Genomic DNA, 18,139 nt, shown 5'->3' on the forward strand with positions numbered 1-18,139 from the left:
GCTTACTCCTGTCGTTGCGCGAAAGCGGGCGCGTTTTGCGGCGCGGCGTGCCACCAGCCGATCACCCAGTCCATCCACGGATATTGCTTCGGCACCCGCGCGGGCGGCGCGATGCGGCGGTTCCACGCGACGCGCGCGTGCGTGATGTGCCACTCGGGCACCATGATGCGGTCGCAACGCAGCACGCGGTCGAGCGCGCGCGCCGCCGTCACGAGCGCGTGCTCGCTGTGGGCGTGCTGGACGTCGGCGATCAGCGCATCGACGGCGGGCGAGTTCACGCCCGCGTAGTTTTCCGAACCAGGCGTCTGCGCGGCCTCGCTGCCGAAGCGCCGCGCGAGTTCGCCTCCGGGCACGCTCGCCGCGCGATAGCCGAGCGTCGTCATGTCGAAATCGAAATGCTTGAGGCGCTCGTTGATGACCGTCTGGTCCATGATGCGCAGACGCGCGTCGATGCCGAGCATGCGCAGATTGCGCACGATCACCATCAGAATGCGCTGCATGCCGGTGCCGTCGTCGAGCAGTTCGATCGTGAACGGCGCGCCTGATGCATCGCGCAGCACGCCGTCGCGGTACTGCCAGCCCGCGCTGTCGAGCAGCGCTTCGGCGCGCGCGAGATTGCGGCGCAGGCCGTCGCGTCCCGTGGTTTGCGGCTGCGGCGGCACCTCGCCGAATACCTCGGGCGGCAGCTTCGCGCGCAGCGGTTCGAGCAGCGCGAGTTCGTCCGCGTCGGGCGCGCCGCGCGCGGCGAATTCGCTGTCGTCGAAAAAGCCCTGACTCCGTTCGTACTGCCCGAAAAACATGTTGCGGTTGATCCACTCGTAATCGAGCGCGAGACCCACGGCTTCGCGCACGCGCGGGTCCTGAAACTTCTTGCGGCGCAGATTGAAGAACAGACCCTGCGCGTCGCTGATGCCTTGCTCGGCGAATTCCTGCTTGTGCAGCGTGCCGGCGGCAAAACCAGGGCCGCTGTAATTGCGCGTCCATTGCTCGGCGCTGCCTTCGAACATGGCGTCGATATCCCCCGCGCGGAACGCCTGGAGCGGCGCGGAGTCGTCGCTGTAGAGGCGAAAGCTCACGGTGTCGAAGTTGAACATGCCGCGCCGCACGGGCAGATCCGCGCCCCAGTAATGCGGATCGCGCCGGTAGACGATTTCGCGGTTGCTCGCGCGCGAGGCGATCAGATACGGGCCGCTCGCGATGGGCGGCACGGTCGCGAGCTGGTCGAAGCTGCGTGTGCCGCCCGCGGGCGTGCGCGCCCAGTCGCGCGAGAACACGTAAAGGTCGCCCGCGTCGAGCACGGCGCGCCGCTGCGCCGAGCGAAAGTCGAAGCGCACGGTTTGCGCGTCGAGTGCGTGCGCCGCGCGGATCAGCGCGTAGCGGCCACTGTAGAACGGCGACGTGGGCGCGCGGCTCAGGCATTCGAATGACCAGACGACGTCGTCGGCGGTCACGGGCTTGCCGTTCGAGAATCGCGCGGCGGGATTCAGGTGGAAGGTCGCCGAGAGCCCGTCCGGTGCGATGGCCACGCGGTCGGCGAGCAGCGGATATTGCGTGCTGACGTCGTCGAGGCTGCGTTGCATCAGCGTTTCGAACAGCAGAATCGGCGCGGCTGGCGCGGCGTTGCCGCGCAGCAGGAACGGATTGAGCGAGTCGTACGATGTGACGACCGGCGTGGCGTCGATGTAATTCGCGAGCCGCAGCGTGCCACCGCGCGGCGGTGTGTCGTCGGCGTACGGCAGGCGCGCCGGGACGGCGGCGGGGCGCGCGTCGTCGAACAGGGCGAGGGTGGTTTGCCAGTGCCCTTGCGCTTCGTTGTTCGACGCGCCGTTCGTCGTGCCGTTTGCCTCATGACTCGCCGCATGCGCCATCGCCGTGACTTGCGCGAAGACGATCGCGCACACGCCTGCCCGGATGCGCGCGCGCCGCTTTGCGTTTTGCAGGAACGCGCTCATAGCCGCGCATTCCCGCGCGAGGCACCGGGACGGAGCAGGGCGGCGCTCACAGATCGAAGCGCGCGTTGAGCGCGAGCGTGCGCGGCGCACCGACGAACATATAGTCGGACTGGAGGAAGCCCCAGTAATGCCGGTTGAAAATATTGTCGACTTCGGCGCGCAGCGTCACGCCATGACCGGCCACCGTCGTGCGATAACTCAGCCCCGCGTTGAACAGCGTGAAGCTCGGCAGCACGTAGTTGTTGTTCGCATCGGCCATCATGCTGCCGTAGTAATGCGCCTCGGCGTTCGCGGTGAGGCCCGTCACGCCAGGAATGCGATCGCTCAGTTGCAGCGTGGCCTGCCAGCGCGGAATGCCCTCGATGCGCTTGCCGATCAGATCGGCCTCGGTCTCGCTATACGTGCCCGCTTCCCAGGCCGTGCTCGCGGCGACGCGGAAGCCCGCGGGCAGATCGACGTGACCGTCGAGTTCGAGGCCGTTGATGCGCTCCTTGCCGTTCGAAACATAGACGTTCTGCGCGTTGCCGTACTCCGCGCCGCGCTCGATGCGGAACAGCGCCGCCGACGCGCCCACATGGCGGCCGTCGTATTTCACGCCCACTTCATACTGCTTGCTCTTGATCGGATCGAGCACCTGGTTTGCGTTCGCATAGCCTTCGGCTGCCGTGCCGCCGTCTTCGAGCGCTTCCACGTAGCTCGCGTAGAACAGCAGGTCGCTGCGCGGACGGAACATCAGCGCGAGCGTGGGCGTGACCGGATTCTGCGTATAGCTGACCGGCGACGTGGACGGCGAGGTCCACGACGTCTGGTGATAGCTCGTGTAGCGAATGCCCGCGAGAATCGACCAGTATTTCAGGAAGCTCAGCGTATCGCTCGCGAAAATCGACTTCTGCTGCGAATTGAAATTGTTGTACTGCTGGCTGTAATCGTACGTGCCGTCCCACGTGTGCTGCGTGATCGTGTCGTAGAGATTATTCGAGCCGATATCCGTATAGAGCGACGCCGGCACGGTCTTCTTCGTGAGCCATTGCTGGGACACGCCCAGTACGACCTGATGATCGACCGGGCCGGTCGAGAACTTGCCTTCGAGCGTGGCCTGCACGACGTCGTAAATCGACGATCCGCGCGAACGGTTCAGATAGGTGTTGAAGTCGCCTTGCTCGTTGAGCAGGTCGAGCCACTGGCCGGAATAATTGCGCTCGTCCTTGCTGTGGCTATAGTCGATGCTCGCTTTCCAGACCGGATCGATCTGCCAGTGCAGGCCGCTGCTGACGAAATACACGTTCGAATTAAAGAACGTATCGCCGTAAGCAGAGAGGTTCGTGCGTCCGCTCGGCGCGCGCGGCAGGCTCGATCCGGTGTAGTCGCTGAGCATGACGTCCTGAATGCCGCCGTCGACTTTGCGCGACTGATAAAGGCCGTCGAAGGTCCACGTGAGCGAGCGCGTGAGGCGCGCATCGAGCGACAGCGACTCCGAATTGCGCAGCACGTGCGCATCGTTATAGGTGTCGCCCTGTTCGTGCGCGATGTTGAAGCGATAGCCGAACATGCTGTCCGGGCCGAAGCGGCCGCCCGTGTCGATGTGCTGGCTGAACACGGAATCCGAGCTATAGCCCACGTCGGCGCTGAACGTGAAGGTGTCGGTCGGCTTCTTCGTCACGAAATTGATAATGCCGCCCGGCGCGCCGAATCCGTACATAAAACCCGATGCGCCCTTGAGCAATTGAATCGATTCGAACGATTCGACCGGCAATTCGACCGTCGTCATATAGAACGGCAGACCGTTGATCTTGTAGCCGTTGTAGTCGTCGAGCGGAATGCCTCGCACGTTGATCGAATACGCGTTGAACGAATAGGTGTCGCCGAGCGACATCACCGCCGCGTCTTCCGAGAACACCTTGCCGAGCGATTTCACCTGACGGTCTTCAAGCTCCTGCTGCGCGACCACGCGCGTGGAGAACGGCGTTTCCAGATCGGAGCGCGTGCCGAGCGCGCCGCTCGATACTTTCGGCGCTTGCTGGCGCGTGCCGTTGATCGTCACCGTGGCGAGGCTGCGGACTTTGTTGTCGTTTTTATCTGCGCCTGACGCAGCATCGTTCGCGGGATTCTGCGCGCCGTTCGAGGTGTCGTCGGCGTAAGCGAGAGTGGCGGTCAACGTGCCTGCGCCAATCAGCAACGCCGGAATCACTCGCAAACGGAATATGATTTTTCTCATACGTAGTAGTCCGATATATTTATATTGATGGCAGCCAGGCACGCCTTGGCGAGAAGGTTAAATTGAAATCAAGCGAGACCGGGTATCAGGGAACAGGCAAGGCTTCGCGCGCGACCGTGCCTTCGATGTGCGCGCTCAGAATCTCGATGAAGTGATCGAAAGCCTGATCGGGAACCGATGCATCGCGTACGAAGAGTTCCTGCAGGCAGAGTCCGCGAATGAAGCACGCGATCACGTAACGCGTAAGCCACGGCGCGGGCGACTGGTCGATGCGCGTATTCGCCGGATGATGGCGCATGTCGTCGCCGATCGAATGCGTGAGCAGTGCCGCGTTGAAGCGTTCGCGCAGATCGGCGTCGCTGCGCAGCGCACCGTAGAATTCCTGCGTCATCGGAAACGTCTCGCGCATTTGCGCGCGCCAGACGCGGACTTCGTCGCGCACGCTCGCGCCGTTTTCGATGCGCTGTTCGAGTGTGTCGAGCTTGCCGCTGATCCACGCCACGTAGGCGGCCACCAGCAGTTCGTTCTTGTGCGGAAAGTGATGGAGCAGCGCGCCGCGCGACAGTCCCGCGCGCTGGCAGATTTCGCTGATCGACGCCTTGGCGAGACCGACTTCGGCAAGGCAGGCGAGCGTGGCGTTGATGAGCGCGACGCGCGCCGCCGTGCTGCGTTCGTGTTGTGTGCGCCTGACGCGTGGTGCGGTATTCGGAGTGGCGTTATTCATGGTGCTGGGCGAAAACGTCGTGCGGCGCACGTCGAGTGGCGGCGTATCGCGGACGTTCTAAAAACGTTACGGCGAGATACAGTACGGTTGGTATGTTATTGAGCACGCATCAACGTGTCCAAGAAAATTCCCTCACATGCTTATCTGCGGGATGTGCGGTGGCGTACGGTAATCCCCGCGGTTTGATTCGCGTGCGAGCGACTTGAGGCGCTCGCCACAATAACGCCGCTATAACGCCGACAAAGCCGACCCCACGCGCAATCGCGCTAAGATCGTTGCTTTCCTGATCCGATGTTTCGTGCCATGTCTTCGTCGCGCTCCATTCCACCGCTTCTTTCGCTGCGCGTCTTCGAGGCCGTGGCGCGGCATTTGAGTTTTACCGCGGCGGCCGAGGAGCTTCACGTCACGCAAAGCGCCGTGAGTCATCACATCAAGAAGCTCGAAGAGGAACTCGGGCGGCGCCTGTTCGAGCGGCGCGTGCGCGCGGTCGCGCTGACGAGCGACGGCGAGGCGTATTTCGAACACGTGCACGCCGCGTTCGATCTATTGCGTCGCGGCACCGACGCAATGCGCGCGCCACGCCACGCGGCGGGCACGCTGACCATCGGTCTGCTGGCCTCGTTCGCCACGCGCTGGCTCGCGCCGCGTCTGCGAGATTTTCATGCGGCGTTTCCCGATGTCGATGTGCGTCTGCGTCCCGATATCGCACTCGCGGATGTTTCGCAGGGCGACGTGGATGTGGCGATTCGATACGGGCGAGGCGTCTGGTCTGGCGTGCAAACGCAGAAACTGATGCCCGAGCGGCTTTCCGTGGTGGGCGCGCCGGAGCTGATTGCGGCGCACGGTCCGTTCACGTGCGCCGACGACCTGCTGCGGCTGCCGATTCTGTTTTCGCACAGCAAGCAGCCGTTCGAATGGGATGCATGGACCGCGCGGTTCGGCGTGGACCTGAGCGCGGCGCGCGCGGTGCATCTGCATGACTACAACATCGTCGTCGAGGCGGCGCTGGCCGGGCAGGGCGCGGCGATGGGCCGGCATCGCCTGATCGCGCCGCAACTCGCCAGCGGCGCGCTCGTGCCGGTGTTTCCCGAGATGACGCTCGACGATTCCGAGATCGGCTGGTGGCTCGTCACGCGGCCCGGACCGCGCAGCGAAGCAGCGAATGCGTTCTGCGACTGGCTCATCGCGATCGCCGAAAACGAAGGCGATAGCGACGACGGAAGCGACGACGCGGCCTCGTCCGCATCGACGCATTAGTTCCGCTCATGGCCGGGCGGCAAGGATTGATTGGTCGCGGGCGAGGCGAATGGCTAGGATCGGGTTCCCGAATCCAGCAACCCGCATCACGCCAGGAACCCTGCCATGAACACCGCCCTGAACACCGCGACCGCATCGCCCGACCCCCTCAACGCGCTCACCATTTCGGCGCGCGTCGCCGCGCTCGGGCTGACGCTCGAACCGGCCGCCGCGCCCGCCGCCAATTACGTGTCGTTCGTGCAGGACGGCCATCTGCTCTACATTTCCGGACAGATCGCGCGGCGCGACAACGCTGTGCCGTACGCGGGTCAACTGGGCGCCGACGTGACGGAAGCCGATGGCATCGAAGCGGCGCGTCTGTGCGCGCTCGGCGTCGTCGCGCAGATCGCCGCCGCGACGGGCGACCGGCTCGAGCGCGTCGCGCGCGTGGTCAAGCTGGGCGTGTTCGTGGCGAGCGCGCCGGGATTCAGCCGCCAGAGCGTGGTGGCGAACGGCGCGTCCGATCTGATCGTCGACATTTTCGGCGATGCCGGACGGCACGCACGCAGTGCGGTTGGCGTCGCGATGTTGCCCGCGGGCTCGGCGGTCGAAGTGGATGCCGTGGTCGCGCTGCGCGAACTGTGATCGCAGGGATTTTCGAGGAGACCGCATGACCACGAACACAATCCTGACCGACGCCGTCGTCGACGCACTGCGCGCCCAGACGCCCGGCACGCGCACGACGACGCATTTCAATCACGCGGGCGCATCGCTGCCTTCGTCGGCCACGTTGAGCGCGATCCACGCGCAGCTCGAACGCGAGGCGACGCGTGGCCCGATGGAAGCGGGCGTCGCCGCCAGCGCCATCACCGACGACGCGCGCGCGCTCGCCGCCACGCTGTTCAACGCACAGCCTGACGAGATCGCGCTGACCGGCGGCAATTCGCAAGGCTGGGGCGCGGCCTTTGCGGCGCTGGGCGGTTGGAAGGCGGGCGAGCGCATGCTCGTCGGACGGCACGAATGGGGCGGCAATCTGGCCGCGATGCAGTTTGCGGTGCAGCGGGCGGGCGCGACGATCGACGTGATTCCCTCGCGCGCAGACGGCACCATCGACACGGCGGCGCTCGCCTCCATGATCGACGAACGCGTGCGTCTGATCGCGCTCACGTGGCTGCCCGCGAACGGCGGCCTCATCAATCCGGCCGACGCCGTGGGCGCGATTGCGCGGCGCTTCGACATCCCGTATTTCGTCGATGCCGCGCAGGCCGCCGGACAGCTCCCGATCGACGTCCGGGCAATCGGCTGCGACGTGCTGTGCGCCGCGCCGCGCAAGGCGTTGCGCGCGCCGCGCGGCACCGGCTTGCTGTATGTGCGGCGCGCCTTTCTCGATCGTCTGACGCCCGCGTATGTGGATCGTTATTCCGCGCCGCTCGATGCGCGGGGCGAGCCGTATCTGCGTAACGACGCCGGTCGATTCGAATCGGCGGAAACATCGATGGCGCTGCGTGCCGGACTCGCGAAGGCGCTGAGCGAGGCGCTGGCGATTGGCGTGCCCGCGATCCGTCGGCGTATCGATCAGATGGCGACGCGGCTGCGGCAGCGTCTGGCCGGGATCGAGGCGGTCGAGTTGCTCGATGAAGGCGTCGAACGGTCCGGGCTGGTGGCGTTCAATCTCGCGGGCCGCGACCCGCAAGCGGTGCAGGCCGCGTTGGCGGCGCGTGGGATCTCGATTGGATTGAGCGGCGTGGCTTATACGCCGCTCGATATGCGCGCGCGCGGGCTGACGAACGTGGCGCGGGCGTCGGTCAGCTATCTCACGACGGATGCGGAAATTGCGCGACTGGTCGCGGCGATAGCGGAGATAGCATCGGTTGCGTGACGGCTGTTTTGCGCGTCCGGCCGGTTCGCGCTTCTTATAAGGAGCATTTCAGGCAGGATCCACCTCTTTGTGCTACATTTATGAGGCATATAGGAGGTGAGCGGTGGAATGCACCCTGCAGCTATTTCTGGACGACCGCTGGATCGACAGCGCTCAGGTGGAGTTCCGCGACGGCCGATGTCAGTGGGATTTCGAGGTCATGTACGCGGTCGAGCATACGCACGATCCGCTGTCGCTCGTCGAGCCCGTGGATACCGAATTCCGTTTCGGCCGCGCGCTGCCGGCGTTCCTGTACGACCTCGTGCCGCAGGGCGCGGGCCGACGCTTCCTGCTCGGCGAACTCAAGCTGCAGGACGGCCCGGACGCGGATTTTCCGCTGCTCTGCGCAGGCGCGTTCAATCCCATCGGCCGCATCCGCGTCGCCGAGGCGGTGGCGTATTTCGAGTCGCACGTGCGTCGACATCCCGATGCGCGCGGCTTGCCGGGCATGGCGATCGACGACGTGGTCGAGCGTAGCGCCGACTTCAAGGAACGCATGTATCTGCATGGCATGCTCGGCACCGGCACGACCGGCGTGCAGGGCGCCGCGCCGAAATATCTGCTCACGCGCGATCGAAACGGCCTGTTGCACGGCGACGCGGTCCTGCCGGACGCACAGGCGGCCCAGCATCTGATCGCGAAGCTGCCGCGCGGCAACACGGCCGCCGACCTCAAGGTTCTGCACAACGAGGCGGCCTATATGCGCGTGGCCGCCGAAATCGGCATTCGCACTTACGGGCAACTGCCCAGCTTGCACGGCGACGTGCTGCTCATTCCGCGCTTTGACCGGCGCGTGCGCGATGGCCGCGTCGAGCGGCTGCATCAGGAAAGCGTGGCGTCGTTGCTGGGTCTCAGCGGCTTCGATCAGCGTCCGGATCTTTTCGAAGTCGTGGCGGCGATCCGCCGGGTGGCGACCGATCCGCACGCCGAAACGCTCGAGTTCATCAAGCGCGATGTGCTCAACCTGGCCATGCGCAACACCGATAACCATGCGCGCAACACCGCCATGCAGCTTATCGACGGACGCCAGCAGTTGACGCCGTTGTTCGATTTCGCGCCGATGTATCTCGACCCCGAGCTGGTGCCGCGCACGCTCCGGTGGTATCGGCCGGATGCCACGCGCATCGAGCTGACCGAGTGGGGCGATGTGCTGGCCGCACTGCCGGTGGGCGCGGACGAAAGGCTGCGGCTCGGCGAGGCGCTCGGCCGCTTTGCCACGCAGGTCGAGCGCCTGCCCGACATCATGCTGGCGCAGGGCGTCGATCACGACATCGTGCAGTTCCTGACGCCCGCCATCGACACGCAGGTCCGGCAGCTTAAGGCCTTGAATCCCGATTCCCGTCATTCCTAGAGGACGCGTATGCCTCGTCGTAACCCTCTGAGCCGTGAGGAACAGAACGCCCAGCGCCGGGAATTCTATGAGCGCATCGAGCGTGGCGAGCTGAGCATCGCCGACGCAATGAAGGCGATGCGGAAAATGACGGGCCTGACGCAAGCGGAATTCGCGGCTCATCGCGGCGTGAGTCGGCGTGTGATTCAGGACATCGAGCGCGGCACGGGCAATCCGACCGTGGAGTCGCTTAACAGCATCGGCAAGCTGTTTGGGCTTCAGGTGGGGTTTGTTCGACGGCGGCGTGGCGAGGCGGCTGGAGGGGCGTCGGAATAAAACGTGTTGGGTGCGGGCGCGAGGCGATTCACTCTGCGACGAAGCGAATTTCAGATTGGACGACGTGGCCGGACGATGAGGCGCGCCAAATGCTATTTACCTTCCGGAGGGTGTGCGTGGGCTGCTCGTATGCCATGCGCCGATGCTGGATCACGCGTCGTTGGGTCGGATCGTGGTGGTTGAGCGTGTCACTGGAAGTGTTCAACCAGGCGCACGCGCTGTGGATTCATGATGGGCTCGCGCGGCTGCCGGTTGGCCAATGGGACCATGGTTACCTCCAGCACGGCGCGCTCGCCGTCGACCGTCGCTGCCGGCGAGGCCTGCGTGAACAGGGTGCGGATAATCCCATCGACCGTGCAGCCGCGAAATACCTGACCCACATCGATCATGCGCATCTGCGCAAGCGACTCGTTCACCAGCTGGAACGGCACCGTGAGCGGCCCCGTCAGGTCCAGATGCTGCCGGCTTGGCGAGAAGTCCATGTTCTGTTCGAGCAGGGGCGAGGCCTCGTCGATCAGCGTGGCGCTATGGCGCTCTGACTAGATCGCGCGCCCCGCATCGGCCGTGTCCGCGGCCTCCGTCATCGGCGCGCGCGTGAGCGTGATATCGATGGCGTCGTTGTGGGGATAGATTTCGCGCGCGTACTGGCCAGCGAGAATTTCCATCGTGACGATCAGCTCGTCGCCGAAGCGGTTCATGTAATCGCGATTGCAAATCGACGCTCGTGACCTTCAGAGGATTCACGATCCGGCTGGTCGCATCGACGAAGATCCTCGCTGACAGCGAGAAGTGCACCGGGTTTGCGCCGGCATTCAGGATCTGGTTGACGTCGAACATCAGGGCCGATTGTTCGAACTCCATCTCTCCTCCTTCGCGCTGGCGCTTCATCGGCGGCTCAGTTCAATGCACGGCGGCTACCTCCTCCGGCATCGCCGCGCCCTCTACGAGCCGATCCAGGTATGCCTCCGGTTCAAAACGCATGCCGATGACCGGCTTGCCGTCGGGCGACTGACCAAGCCAGCTCGACCACCCGAGTTGGTGCTCCTCGCCCAGCACTGCTGGAGGCGCGTAGTCTGGCTGGATCTGCAATTCCAGCAGCCATTCGTACTCAAGCCCGATGTACGCGCGCACCCATGCGACCAGCCGCAACAGATCCTCGCCGCGAGGCGTGAATCGGTGATACGTTTCGGTATCGAGGGGGCCGAGCACCATGCAAAAGCGGTGGCGCCTGGAAAGCACATGACCGCCGAGCGTGGCACCCAACCCAAGACAGGCCGAATCCCCTTCTTCCCCCATCCTGCAATGGAGTTCTTCGGGCAATTCGATCCAGTGATCGGCATACGGCTCAATTTGGACCGGCACGCCAAAATGCCACGCAACCGACATTGACAACGCGTCGAGGTTACGGGCCTCGTGCACAAGATGAGGTGACGATGCGAGGTAAGCGTGGGTAGGCAGTGAAACTGTGCGCGCGGGCAGGGCAGAGTGGCCCGACAGACAGCTGATGTAGAAAGAGAAGCGATCATCATCAGGGCGGTCGAGGCTGACTGTCGCCTGCGCCGAAGCCCAGGCGCGGTAGAAGAGCGTGAGTGCCCGATGATGGAAGATGTCGAGGAAATTGCTCAACGTTGGATCCCGACGCAACTCTTCGCGCTCGCGCGCGATCTCCGAGACGTGCAGCGGAAGCGGACCATTCGGCCCGAGCATTCCGAGGCTGTAGAGACGGGTATGCAGGCGTCCTCTCTTCATCTTCGCGTCCGCTATCTCCCTGGGCGCGAAGGTAAGGCTTGGTTTCTGACCGACACGAAACGGCTCGGCCGTGGGCAAGAGCGCGGTGCCGACCGGGTCGTCCGCTCCATTCGCGTTTATACGGCGCATGAGCGCCAGGAACCCAAAATTCCAAGGTTCTTCCTGCAATCGCTCGATCAGGTCAAGCGATAGTGCAAGCTTTCTGGATTTTCCATCCATCCAATCGTCCCCGAAAATAGTAAATGCAGGTTTGTTCGAACGCTTTCGATTGATGCCGCATAGAATTCGGCATCATCTGGGCCTTGAAACTGAGACCGCTACGAAGCTTTCGCAGAATATCTTGGCTCGATAAAATTCAAAACATATTCGTAAACAAGTCGCCACCAATAACTATCGCATCATCGATGCCTGATTAATTCGTTCACGGCTCGAACCTTCCTTGTCTTCAAACTTGATACTTCGCAGCACCTGGAGGACATAAGGAAGCATGTCACTCTTACTGTCCGCGAGCCGCTTCACTACGCCATCACCACATACAGCCGCCGCGCCTCGAATCAAACAGTACGAAATATGACGCATACGGCGCGATAACTCCCCATCAAGATCATCCTGAATCGTATAAAATCCTTTGGAATTTTTTGACGTGAGGGGAAATGTTTTCGTAACACGCTTCAGATTAACGACATCATGCGCCGAAGCATCCCCAAAATCAGGCACCCATCTATTCAGATACGCGTTAAATCGGCCTCCAAATCGTGCGGAAACTTCAACGTCATCGTCTTCAATTTTCTGACAAGAAAAATTAAGTCCGAACGATTTCACAACGTCAGCCACACGCACACTTGCGTCATAGCCAGCATATCGGAAGTCATTTTCCGGCTTTGGATCTGTAATAGATCCGTGAAATGAATCGCTAATTCTAAACCTACATTCCCCAATTTCTATTAGGATGGAAGTGTCTGCGCGTGCAGAACATATTTCAGCAAAAAAGAGAAGCACGATATATATATTTTTATATTTTCCCATTTCCATTCCTAATTTCGCCGTAAAACACAGCAATCGTGAAATTCAGGTGCAACCTTGAAGGTAAAGAAATTTTGGCTCACTGACGGGCGCGATCATAAACTGAACGCTATATCAAATGATCCGGAAAGATCAGGTGTCAGCGCCAACACTCGAAATCAATGTGCATCCACATGTCGTGCGAAATCCATGCCTCGCAATCGGAACTCCTTTATCGGAAATTTTCGGATCACCGTCGAGGATTACATTCGGATTCACATCGGGATGCAACGGACATTCAACAAGGTCTCCTTTCCTCGCCACCCGGACACCCCGATAACACATCGTCTTTGATGCGGTTGTTACTTTGCCACCGTGGTCCGTACGATCACCAAGCCTGACAAGATCGATCATTGCTTACCTTTCAGAGGAAACGGATTAACAAGTGACGATGTACGGATCCAACCTGACACAACCCGCTTTGGATCATCATCATCTATTTGAGAATCCGGGTCGACATATCGAACAAAGGAAAACCCTTTCTTTTTCTTTGTTGCGAGAACGAAGCTACCCGGAAGAAGATATTCTTTGGTTTTTACTTCATTTTCGATCCTATAGAAAAAGGCTTTTTTGCCAACAACAAAAATGCCTGATGCAGGTAGTTTCCCAACCTCTGCAAATACACTTGCTCCACGTTCCCCAGGAGGCGCGTCGAACATACCTGCGGCACTCTGACATCCGGCATGAGGTGAATCTGTTTTCAGCGAGATACTGCCGGGCGCCACATAAACTGTGCCATCAATGTCAGATCGTGGATCTCTCTTATCGTAAGTGTACGCGGGTACGTGAGGCACAAAATCGAATGTCTTTACCCTCACTAAGTTCACGCTGTCTGCGTTTTTCTGTGGGCTACTCAGAACACCAACAAATAGGAATCCACAGGAAAATATACCGCTTCTTGCGTAGTAGAACCCGTTCAGACTATCGTGACTTTGATAGGTCACAAAATTCAAGCCTTCAAAAATCGTGGCAACACCGGCAACTGACTCACGGGGAAATACCAGCACGAAAGAGAGGATCAGCAACCAAATCTTCGATTTATTCTTCACCCTCATTACGCAAGCATCGTGCGCATGAACCTCAATCATGATTCATTGGCCGAGGAAATGGATTTGCGATATCTGCAGACCGGACCCAGCCAGTCACAACCGGATCGCGATCAAGTGAAGCTAGCTTCGAATCGATAAATCGGATATAAGAATTACTTCCCTTCCTTGAAATGACCAACACCGCGTCACCGCCTACCAACATGGCTTTTGAACGGTTGGAGCCAATTTTTTCTCGGACTAGTGTTTTTCTGACGACCACCCCAATTTCCAGCGCGTTTAATTTTTCTACAATATAATATCTAGAAAAATTGGCGTCCGATGGGCTTTTACTAAAATCAGCACCGATTCCGTTGCACGCGTCAGGCGGGCTATCCGTTTTAATGACCCAGCCGTTCGAATCAGAAAACAACGTGCCGGGAATATCTGAGTACTTGCTTCTTCCCTGGTAGGCATACGATTTCGGGTCCAATCCGAACCCAAATGTGTCAATCTCAATTGATGAGTGATTCGAAGAGATTAGCATCGGTGAGTTGCTTTTTCCATAAAAGAAAAACACACATGAAAACCGTTCATTCTCAGAATCATAATAACCGTACAGATTATTTCCAGATTGGATTGCTACCAAAAATGGGTTATTGAACACAACTCCAATGCCGGCACTTACAACTGGGCTAGCAAGTGACAAAGCAATGCCCATCCAAAGAATAATGAGTTTACTTGTCTTCATTAAAGCCCTCTGAAACTGACAACATTAGTCATGGCCTAGACATCGGGGGAAAGGGATCGACCAGGTCGCGAGTCCTCACCCAACCGATAGTAACCTTGCCGGCAGGTACGACAAAATAGTCTGGATTGACGTACCTGATATTCGAATAGCCTCCACCATCAGATATAATGGAGACGATATCGTTTTCCGTCAGATATTCCTTTCTCTTGGATAATCTTCCCTTAATTTTATTATACAAATATGTTTTTCCATTAACCACGCGGATCCCTTTACCTCGGAACGTACTTTTTTCGAAGAATCGAAATGGCGGTAGTCCGGTGTTTTTTGAGAAAACGCCTACTCCGCCTCCGCATCCCGGGGGCTCAACATCTGTTTGTATAGACCATTCATCGGCGTTGTTTTTTATAACGCCACTTATATAAAAATCCGAATTCCTCTGGCTATGTTTCCTTTCGCCGAGCCCCAAAGCAAATGTACCTATTTCTGCGGAATTTACCTGTCCGCGTGTGGCTGGCCAAGATACTTGAGAATGGGTGTTAAAGAAAAACTCGCAGGATCGCCCAGCTTCAAGTGCGGAGTAGTAACCCTGTATTTGCCCTTCGGATCGGAAGACAACTAAGCCGGGATTGCTAAACACAGCTAGTTCCCCGGCCGACAAATTACAGGGAATTCCCAAACAAAGAATTATCGCCAAGGACAGTTTTTGGCATGGCGTATTAGTTGCTGTGGGTCCTTTTTCAGGGCTGCCCATGCGAATATCATGTGGAAGAATTTCAATCACGGCCGGCCGCTGTAGGAAATGGATTGATCAAATCGTCTGATCGAACCCAGCCAACCGTGACCCTTCCGTAAGACTGCGCATACAACCTCGGATCGGAGAAACGAACTTGCGAATACGGTCCTTGATTCTGGATTACGACAACAGAATTCATCCTTGTAAGATAACTGCTTCTCTTAAAAAATTTGCTATTCTTCCGATCAAAGAAGTACGTTTTTCTTTTCACCATGCGCACCCCGATCGAATCTATTGAACTTTCGACATTGAACCTTGAAGCCGCCAAGTCACTAGGCTCAAAAATAAATCCACCTGCCGCGTTTTCACAGCCAGCCTGCCCTTGATCCGTATGAATTATCCATTCACTCTCGTTTCGATATAAAGCACCTCTGATATCGAAAAATTTATCTCTAGATTCAAATATTAGAGATGCGCCGTCATGTGGAACGAATGTCATCAGACTGATCCTACTATAACCTTCGACGTCTGATTTCAACGTGTCTGACGAATTTTGGAAAAATAGAAAATAACATGAAAATCTCTTTGTTTCTGCATCATAGAATCCGTATATTCGATTTCCGTCTTTATAGACAATTAAACCTGGATTATCGAAAATCATTGCCTGACCAGCAATGGTGGTGGTGATGAACCCAACCAAGCACACCATGAATGCAACCAATTTACTTAAATTTTTCATAAAATATCTTTAAGTTTGCCGCGTAATCAGGATTGGTAGATTGCCAATATATTCCATTATAAGATTCCGCAACTTTTCCCCAATTATGTTGCCTCAGTCCTTGGACTGCCCCAGGTTTAATATTTTTCATAAATGCTATAAATATCTGAACCTGCCCTTCGGTTCCGGACATGAATTTATTGGCAAACTCAAATGCGGTGCTACAACCGCATTCTGAATAGTATTCTCCGAGTATCTGAAAACCGCCCCAAGAGCAAGCCTGTATAGCAATATCAAAATCTAATGCAGCAGCACGCACAAGTTTTTCGTACTGGTGCAAGCCTTCCGCCCCATAATTGCCTGACCCCTTTAAGCATAGATCCGGATTGCGAGGATACGGATTTGCTATATTCTTTTTCTTTCCCGCACCCTTTTTGGAACCACTTTCTATTTTTATTTTTTTTACCGAAAGGTCAAAAAAGTGCCCGCGCTCGTACAAAATTGGTGGCAAGCCATTTTCTAGAAACGGTTTGCCACCAGATTCTTGTTGAACGATGGCTTTAACTGCCGCAATCTCGACATTCAGTTCTGTCGCAATGTTCTTGTACTGGCTTTCACTGAAGACAGACGGGGAAGGGTAGTTCAATTTAGAACCAAGTATATTCAGAATAACCGTGCTTGGCTTCCCTGTATCGACCACCCGGTAGTGATGCTCGATAGTGGTTTTGGTCTTTTTCTGCCCCGATTTTTCGTCGGTAACGGTCTCTCTATGTTTTGTCGTGAAATGCTTTTTTATTTGTCCTTGCTCAGTCACCTTCTGAGACCACCCAATGTATGGGCCAAACTCACGCACAAGGCGCTCGATGGTCATCACTTCGCCTTCTTTCACCACTGGTACTTTGATGTCCTGTTCGAAAGATTCTTTCGGCGTGAGCTTCGTCGTCGCTTCAACGTGGTATTCGCTGCTCAGAATGCGGAAGGCGCTGTAGTCCTTTTTGGGTACTATCGTACCCGTGGGCATCCATAAGCACGAGCGTGTCGTTCTCCCAGTAAAAGCAGATACCCCATTCCTGCCACAGCAGATTGAGGTAGTCCCAGTCACTCATCCAGAACTGCCGCTGGTAGTCGCGCTTCGGATAGGGGCGGCTGAGATCGATGCCATCGAGGATCCGCAGCGGGAGTTCGAGCGGCCAGCGATCGATGCGCTGCTCTGAGCGTGCTGCGGACCACGCAAAAGCCTCAAGCAACCGTGCGACATGGGGATCTCGGACATCGCCCGCCTGCGCACCAAGCCGTGCGGCAATCTTGGGATGCTCTTGCGCGAACTCACTGAACGCCCCTTGAATGTATGTCAGTTGCCGTTGGTAATAGTCGATAAACTCGGGATCCATCGCTACCCTGTGATAACAGTTAGTATTACTTATCTATCGTATTGCATGGAATGAGTTGACGGCGTGATCCGTTTCGCAACGAAGCCGGGCAACGTGCAGCGGGACTAGAGCCAGAGCGGGCTCTTTCATTTGAAATCGGTGGACGAACAAAAGCAACCCCGCACCCCATAAGGCAATGGGATCTACTTGCCGGCTATCAAACGAAGCGCTTACCGTCAGGGGGCTGGGTATCAGGTCAAAGGCGCCTGATATTGCGACGCGAGGGTAGGGTCAACTTGACGAGCAGCAAGCACCTACAGACAAGAAGAAAAATGCTACAGCGACGCAGGAATCGCTCAGTCACTTCAAGCGGTATGTGCTCGCTGTAACGTTCAACGGTTGCGCCGGAAATCACCGTTATCGCCAGCAACAAATGGCGCATCAGCGATGATCATATTTCTTGGTCGTCGGGTTATCCGGTCGCGCGTTGGGCCAAGCTCATCGTGCGATTTTTGCAACCGGGTTCAGCGCCCCTGACGCCGGTCGAAGCTATCGCGAGAATGCTTCGGCAAAGCTCGCGCGCGCAGGCAGTGACTCCTGCTCAACGCCTTCGTCGTGAGGTTTGACAGGTGTCGGGCGTCTTCGCAGCAGACCGCCGGTGGAGAACGGAAACGGGCTGCGTGCCTTGCGTTCACAACGCTAAGAAGCGTCGTTGATCGACCACAAACTAACTTCTTTGGCAAAGGGCGGCGCCCATGTGAGATTTAGCAATCCCTCAAACCATCGAGGGCGCCAATTGAATAATTGATAAGAATTGTGATCGATATTTTAGATATTATTCAGGCCGAATATGTTCAAGTCAATCAGTTTTATTTTATCGGTTGCGCTCACATTCCAATTATCAGTTTTGGGGCTGAGTAGTGGCGATAATTCCGATTTCAATGAATGCGTAATGTGCGCATTGGACAGCAGCCAGTGGGGGACGCATTTACGGTCAGTGAGTCTTGTATGCGTTCCGAC

At 58.1% G+C, this 18,139-nt stretch carries 19 protein-coding genes; 5 read left to right on the top strand and 14 right to left on the bottom strand.

Translation table 11 applies throughout. From position 1 onward, the window contains the following. Positions 1-2: 2 nt before the first annotated feature. The 3 genes from BMY06_RS13535 to BMY06_RS13545 all read right to left on the bottom strand — a co-directional run bounded on the left by BMY06_RS13535 (position 3) and on the right by BMY06_RS13545 (position 4,891). Positions 3-1,952 (bottom strand): extracellular solute-binding protein, encoded by a 1,950-nt coding sequence (locus BMY06_RS13535; protein ID WP_080180499.1) that lies wholly within the window; start codon positions 1,950-1,952, stop codon positions 3-5. 46 nt (positions 1,953-1,998) lie between these two features. Then, on the bottom strand, positions 1,999-4,167 hold the full coding sequence (locus tag BMY06_RS13540) for a TonB-dependent siderophore receptor (protein WP_074983651.1): 2,169 nt from the start codon (positions 4,165-4,167) through the stop codon (positions 1,999-2,001). Between the two features lie 85 nt (positions 4,168-4,252). Next, positions 4,253-4,891 (bottom strand): TetR/AcrR family transcriptional regulator, encoded by a 639-nt coding sequence (locus tag BMY06_RS13545; protein ID WP_065058494.1) that lies wholly within the window; start codon positions 4,889-4,891, stop codon positions 4,253-4,255. 303 nt (positions 4,892-5,194) lie between these two features. Between BMY06_RS13545 and gcvA the strand changes: the two genes are divergently transcribed. The 5 genes from gcvA (at position 5,195) to BMY06_RS13570 (ending at position 9,711) form a co-directional block, all read left to right on the top strand. Then, complete coding sequence (gcvA, locus tag BMY06_RS13550) at positions 5,195-6,148, top strand: transcriptional regulator GcvA (RefSeq protein ID WP_074983787.1); 954 nt, start codon at positions 5,195-5,197, stop codon at positions 6,146-6,148. 105 nt (positions 6,149-6,253) lie between these two features. Beyond that, on the top strand, positions 6,254-6,772 hold the full coding sequence (locus tag BMY06_RS13555) for a RidA family protein (RefSeq protein WP_074983653.1): 519 nt from the start codon (positions 6,254-6,256) through the stop codon (positions 6,770-6,772). Positions 6,773-6,797: 25 nt separating this feature from the next. Further along, positions 6,798-8,006 (top strand): aminotransferase class V-fold PLP-dependent enzyme, encoded by a 1,209-nt coding sequence (locus BMY06_RS13560; RefSeq protein WP_074983654.1) that lies wholly within the window; start codon positions 6,798-6,800, stop codon positions 8,004-8,006. A gap of 103 nt (positions 8,007-8,109) precedes the next feature. Then, a complete protein-coding gene (locus BMY06_RS13565; protein WP_074983656.1) occupies positions 8,110-9,396 on the top strand; it encodes a type II toxin-antitoxin system HipA family toxin in 1,287 nt (428 codons plus the stop codon). 9 nt (positions 9,397-9,405) lie between these two features. Beyond that, positions 9,406-9,711 (top strand): helix-turn-helix domain-containing protein, encoded by a 306-nt coding sequence (locus BMY06_RS13570; protein ID WP_065058502.1) that lies wholly within the window; start codon positions 9,406-9,408, stop codon positions 9,709-9,711. 188 nt (positions 9,712-9,899) lie between these two features. On the opposite strand, the gene BMY06_RS13575 is transcribed toward BMY06_RS13570, so the two are convergent. The 11 genes from BMY06_RS13575 to BMY06_RS13595 form a co-directional block, all read right to left on the bottom strand. Continuing rightward, positions 9,900-10,193: a hypothetical protein gene (locus tag BMY06_RS13575; RefSeq protein WP_065058504.1), complete on the bottom strand. Its 294-nt coding sequence runs from the start codon at positions 10,191-10,193 to the stop codon at positions 9,900-9,902. Between the two features lie 57 nt (positions 10,194-10,250). Beyond that, the gene (locus tag BMY06_RS39595; protein WP_156773650.1) at positions 10,251-10,409 is read right to left on the bottom strand and encodes a hypothetical protein; all 159 of its coding nucleotides are present in this window, start codon (positions 10,407-10,409) and stop codon (positions 10,251-10,253) included. Between the two features lie 202 nt (positions 10,410-10,611). Beyond that, positions 10,612-11,679: a type VI secretion system baseplate subunit TssG gene (tssG, locus tag BMY06_RS13580; RefSeq protein ID WP_074983658.1), complete on the bottom strand. Its 1,068-nt coding sequence runs from the start codon at positions 11,677-11,679 to the stop codon at positions 10,612-10,614. Between the two features lie 171 nt (positions 11,680-11,850). Next, on the bottom strand, positions 11,851-12,486 hold the full coding sequence (locus BMY06_RS38650) for a hypothetical protein (RefSeq protein WP_124263131.1): 636 nt from the start codon (positions 12,484-12,486) through the stop codon (positions 11,851-11,853). 129 nt (positions 12,487-12,615) lie between these two features. Further along, positions 12,616-12,876: a PAAR domain-containing protein gene (locus BMY06_RS13585; protein WP_074983659.1), complete on the bottom strand. Its 261-nt coding sequence runs from the start codon at positions 12,874-12,876 to the stop codon at positions 12,616-12,618. Further along, positions 12,873-13,577: a hypothetical protein gene (locus tag BMY06_RS38655; RefSeq protein ID WP_143064417.1), complete on the bottom strand. Its 705-nt coding sequence runs from the start codon at positions 13,575-13,577 to the stop codon at positions 12,873-12,875. Before BMY06_RS38655 ends, BMY06_RS13585 begins: the two co-directional genes overlap by 4 nt. 25 nt (positions 13,578-13,602) lie before the next feature. Continuing rightward, positions 13,603-14,298: a hypothetical protein gene (locus BMY06_RS38660; RefSeq protein ID WP_124263129.1), complete on the bottom strand. Its 696-nt coding sequence runs from the start codon at positions 14,296-14,298 to the stop codon at positions 13,603-13,605. Positions 14,299-14,326: 28 nt separating this feature from the next. Next, positions 14,327-15,079 carry a hypothetical protein gene (locus BMY06_RS38665; protein WP_124263128.1) on the bottom strand — a complete coding sequence of 251 codons (753 nt, stop codon included), beginning with the start codon at positions 15,077-15,079 and terminating at the stop codon, positions 14,327-14,329. Further along, positions 15,072-15,770 carry a hypothetical protein gene (locus BMY06_RS38670; protein ID WP_124263127.1) on the bottom strand — a complete coding sequence of 233 codons (699 nt, stop codon included), beginning with the start codon at positions 15,768-15,770 and terminating at the stop codon, positions 15,072-15,074. Before BMY06_RS38670 ends, BMY06_RS38665 begins: the two co-directional genes overlap by 8 nt. Beyond that, positions 15,754-16,770, bottom strand: a complete 1,017-nt coding sequence (locus tag BMY06_RS13590; protein ID WP_080180498.1) for an N-acetylmuramidase family protein — start codon at positions 16,768-16,770, stop codon at positions 15,754-15,756. Before BMY06_RS13590 ends, BMY06_RS38670 begins: the two co-directional genes overlap by 17 nt. Beyond that, positions 16,697-17,140: a type VI secretion system baseplate subunit TssF gene (locus BMY06_RS13595; RefSeq protein WP_074983661.1), complete on the bottom strand. Its 444-nt coding sequence runs from the start codon at positions 17,138-17,140 to the stop codon at positions 16,697-16,699. Before BMY06_RS13595 ends, BMY06_RS13590 begins: the two co-directional genes overlap by 74 nt. Positions 17,141-18,139: the final 999 nt, after the last annotated feature.

The organism is Paraburkholderia tropica, assembly GCF_900109265.1.
Lineage (GTDB): Bacteria > Pseudomonadota > Gammaproteobacteria > Burkholderiales > Burkholderiaceae > Paraburkholderia > Paraburkholderia tropica.

What these genes read in the sequence shown, in the direction of transcription:
- tssG (WP_074983658.1), bottom strand. Translation starts at nt 11,679, where the DNA reads ATGGATGGAAAATCCAGAAAGCTTGCACTATCGCTTGACCTGATCGAG.
- BMY06_RS13560 (WP_074983654.1), top strand. Translation starts at nt 6,798, where the DNA reads ATGACCACGAACACAATCCTGACCGACGCCGTCGTCGACGCACTGCGC.
- BMY06_RS13540 (WP_074983651.1), bottom strand. Translation starts at nt 4,167, where the DNA reads ATGAGAAAAATCATATTCCGTTTGCGAGTGATTCCGGCGTTGCTGATT.
- BMY06_RS13585 (WP_074983659.1), bottom strand. Translation starts at nt 12,876, where the DNA reads ATGATCGATCTTGTCAGGCTTGGTGATCGTACGGACCACGGTGGCAAA.
- BMY06_RS38650 (WP_124263131.1), bottom strand. Translation starts at nt 12,486, where the DNA reads ATGGGAAAATATAAAAATATATATATCGTGCTTCTCTTTTTTGCTGAA.
- BMY06_RS38660 (WP_124263129.1), bottom strand. Translation starts at nt 14,298, where the DNA reads ATGAAGACAAGTAAACTCATTATTCTTTGGATGGGCATTGCTTTGTCA.
- BMY06_RS38670 (WP_124263127.1), bottom strand. Translation starts at nt 15,770, where the DNA reads ATGAAAAATTTAAGTAAATTGGTTGCATTCATGGTGTGCTTGGTTGGG.
- BMY06_RS13590 (WP_080180498.1), bottom strand. Translation starts at nt 16,770, where the DNA reads ATGCCCACGGGTACGATAGTACCCAAAAAGGACTACAGCGCCTTCCGC.
- BMY06_RS38655 (WP_143064417.1), bottom strand. Translation starts at nt 13,577, where the DNA reads ATGAGGGTGAAGAATAAATCGAAGATTTGGTTGCTGATCCTCTCTTTC.
- BMY06_RS13545 (WP_065058494.1), bottom strand. Translation starts at nt 4,891, where the DNA reads ATGAATAACGCCACTCCGAATACCGCACCACGCGTCAGGCGCACACAA.
- BMY06_RS13535 (WP_080180499.1), bottom strand. Translation starts at nt 1,952, where the DNA reads ATGAGCGCGTTCCTGCAAAACGCAAAGCGGCGCGCGCGCATCCGGGCA.
- BMY06_RS13555 (WP_074983653.1), top strand. Translation starts at nt 6,254, where the DNA reads ATGAACACCGCCCTGAACACCGCGACCGCATCGCCCGACCCCCTCAAC.
- BMY06_RS39595 (WP_156773650.1), bottom strand. Translation starts at nt 10,409, where the DNA reads ATGAACCGCTTCGGCGACGAGCTGATCGTCACGATGGAAATTCTCGCT.
- BMY06_RS13595 (WP_074983661.1), bottom strand. Translation starts at nt 17,140, where the DNA reads ATGGATCCCGAGTTTATCGACTATTACCAACGGCAACTGACATACATT.
- BMY06_RS13575 (WP_065058504.1), bottom strand. Translation starts at nt 10,193, where the DNA reads ATGGACTTCTCGCCAAGCCGGCAGCATCTGGACCTGACGGGGCCGCTC.
- gcvA (WP_074983787.1), top strand. Translation starts at nt 5,195, where the DNA reads ATGTCTTCGTCGCGCTCCATTCCACCGCTTCTTTCGCTGCGCGTCTTC.
- BMY06_RS13570 (WP_065058502.1), top strand. Translation starts at nt 9,406, where the DNA reads ATGCCTCGTCGTAACCCTCTGAGCCGTGAGGAACAGAACGCCCAGCGC.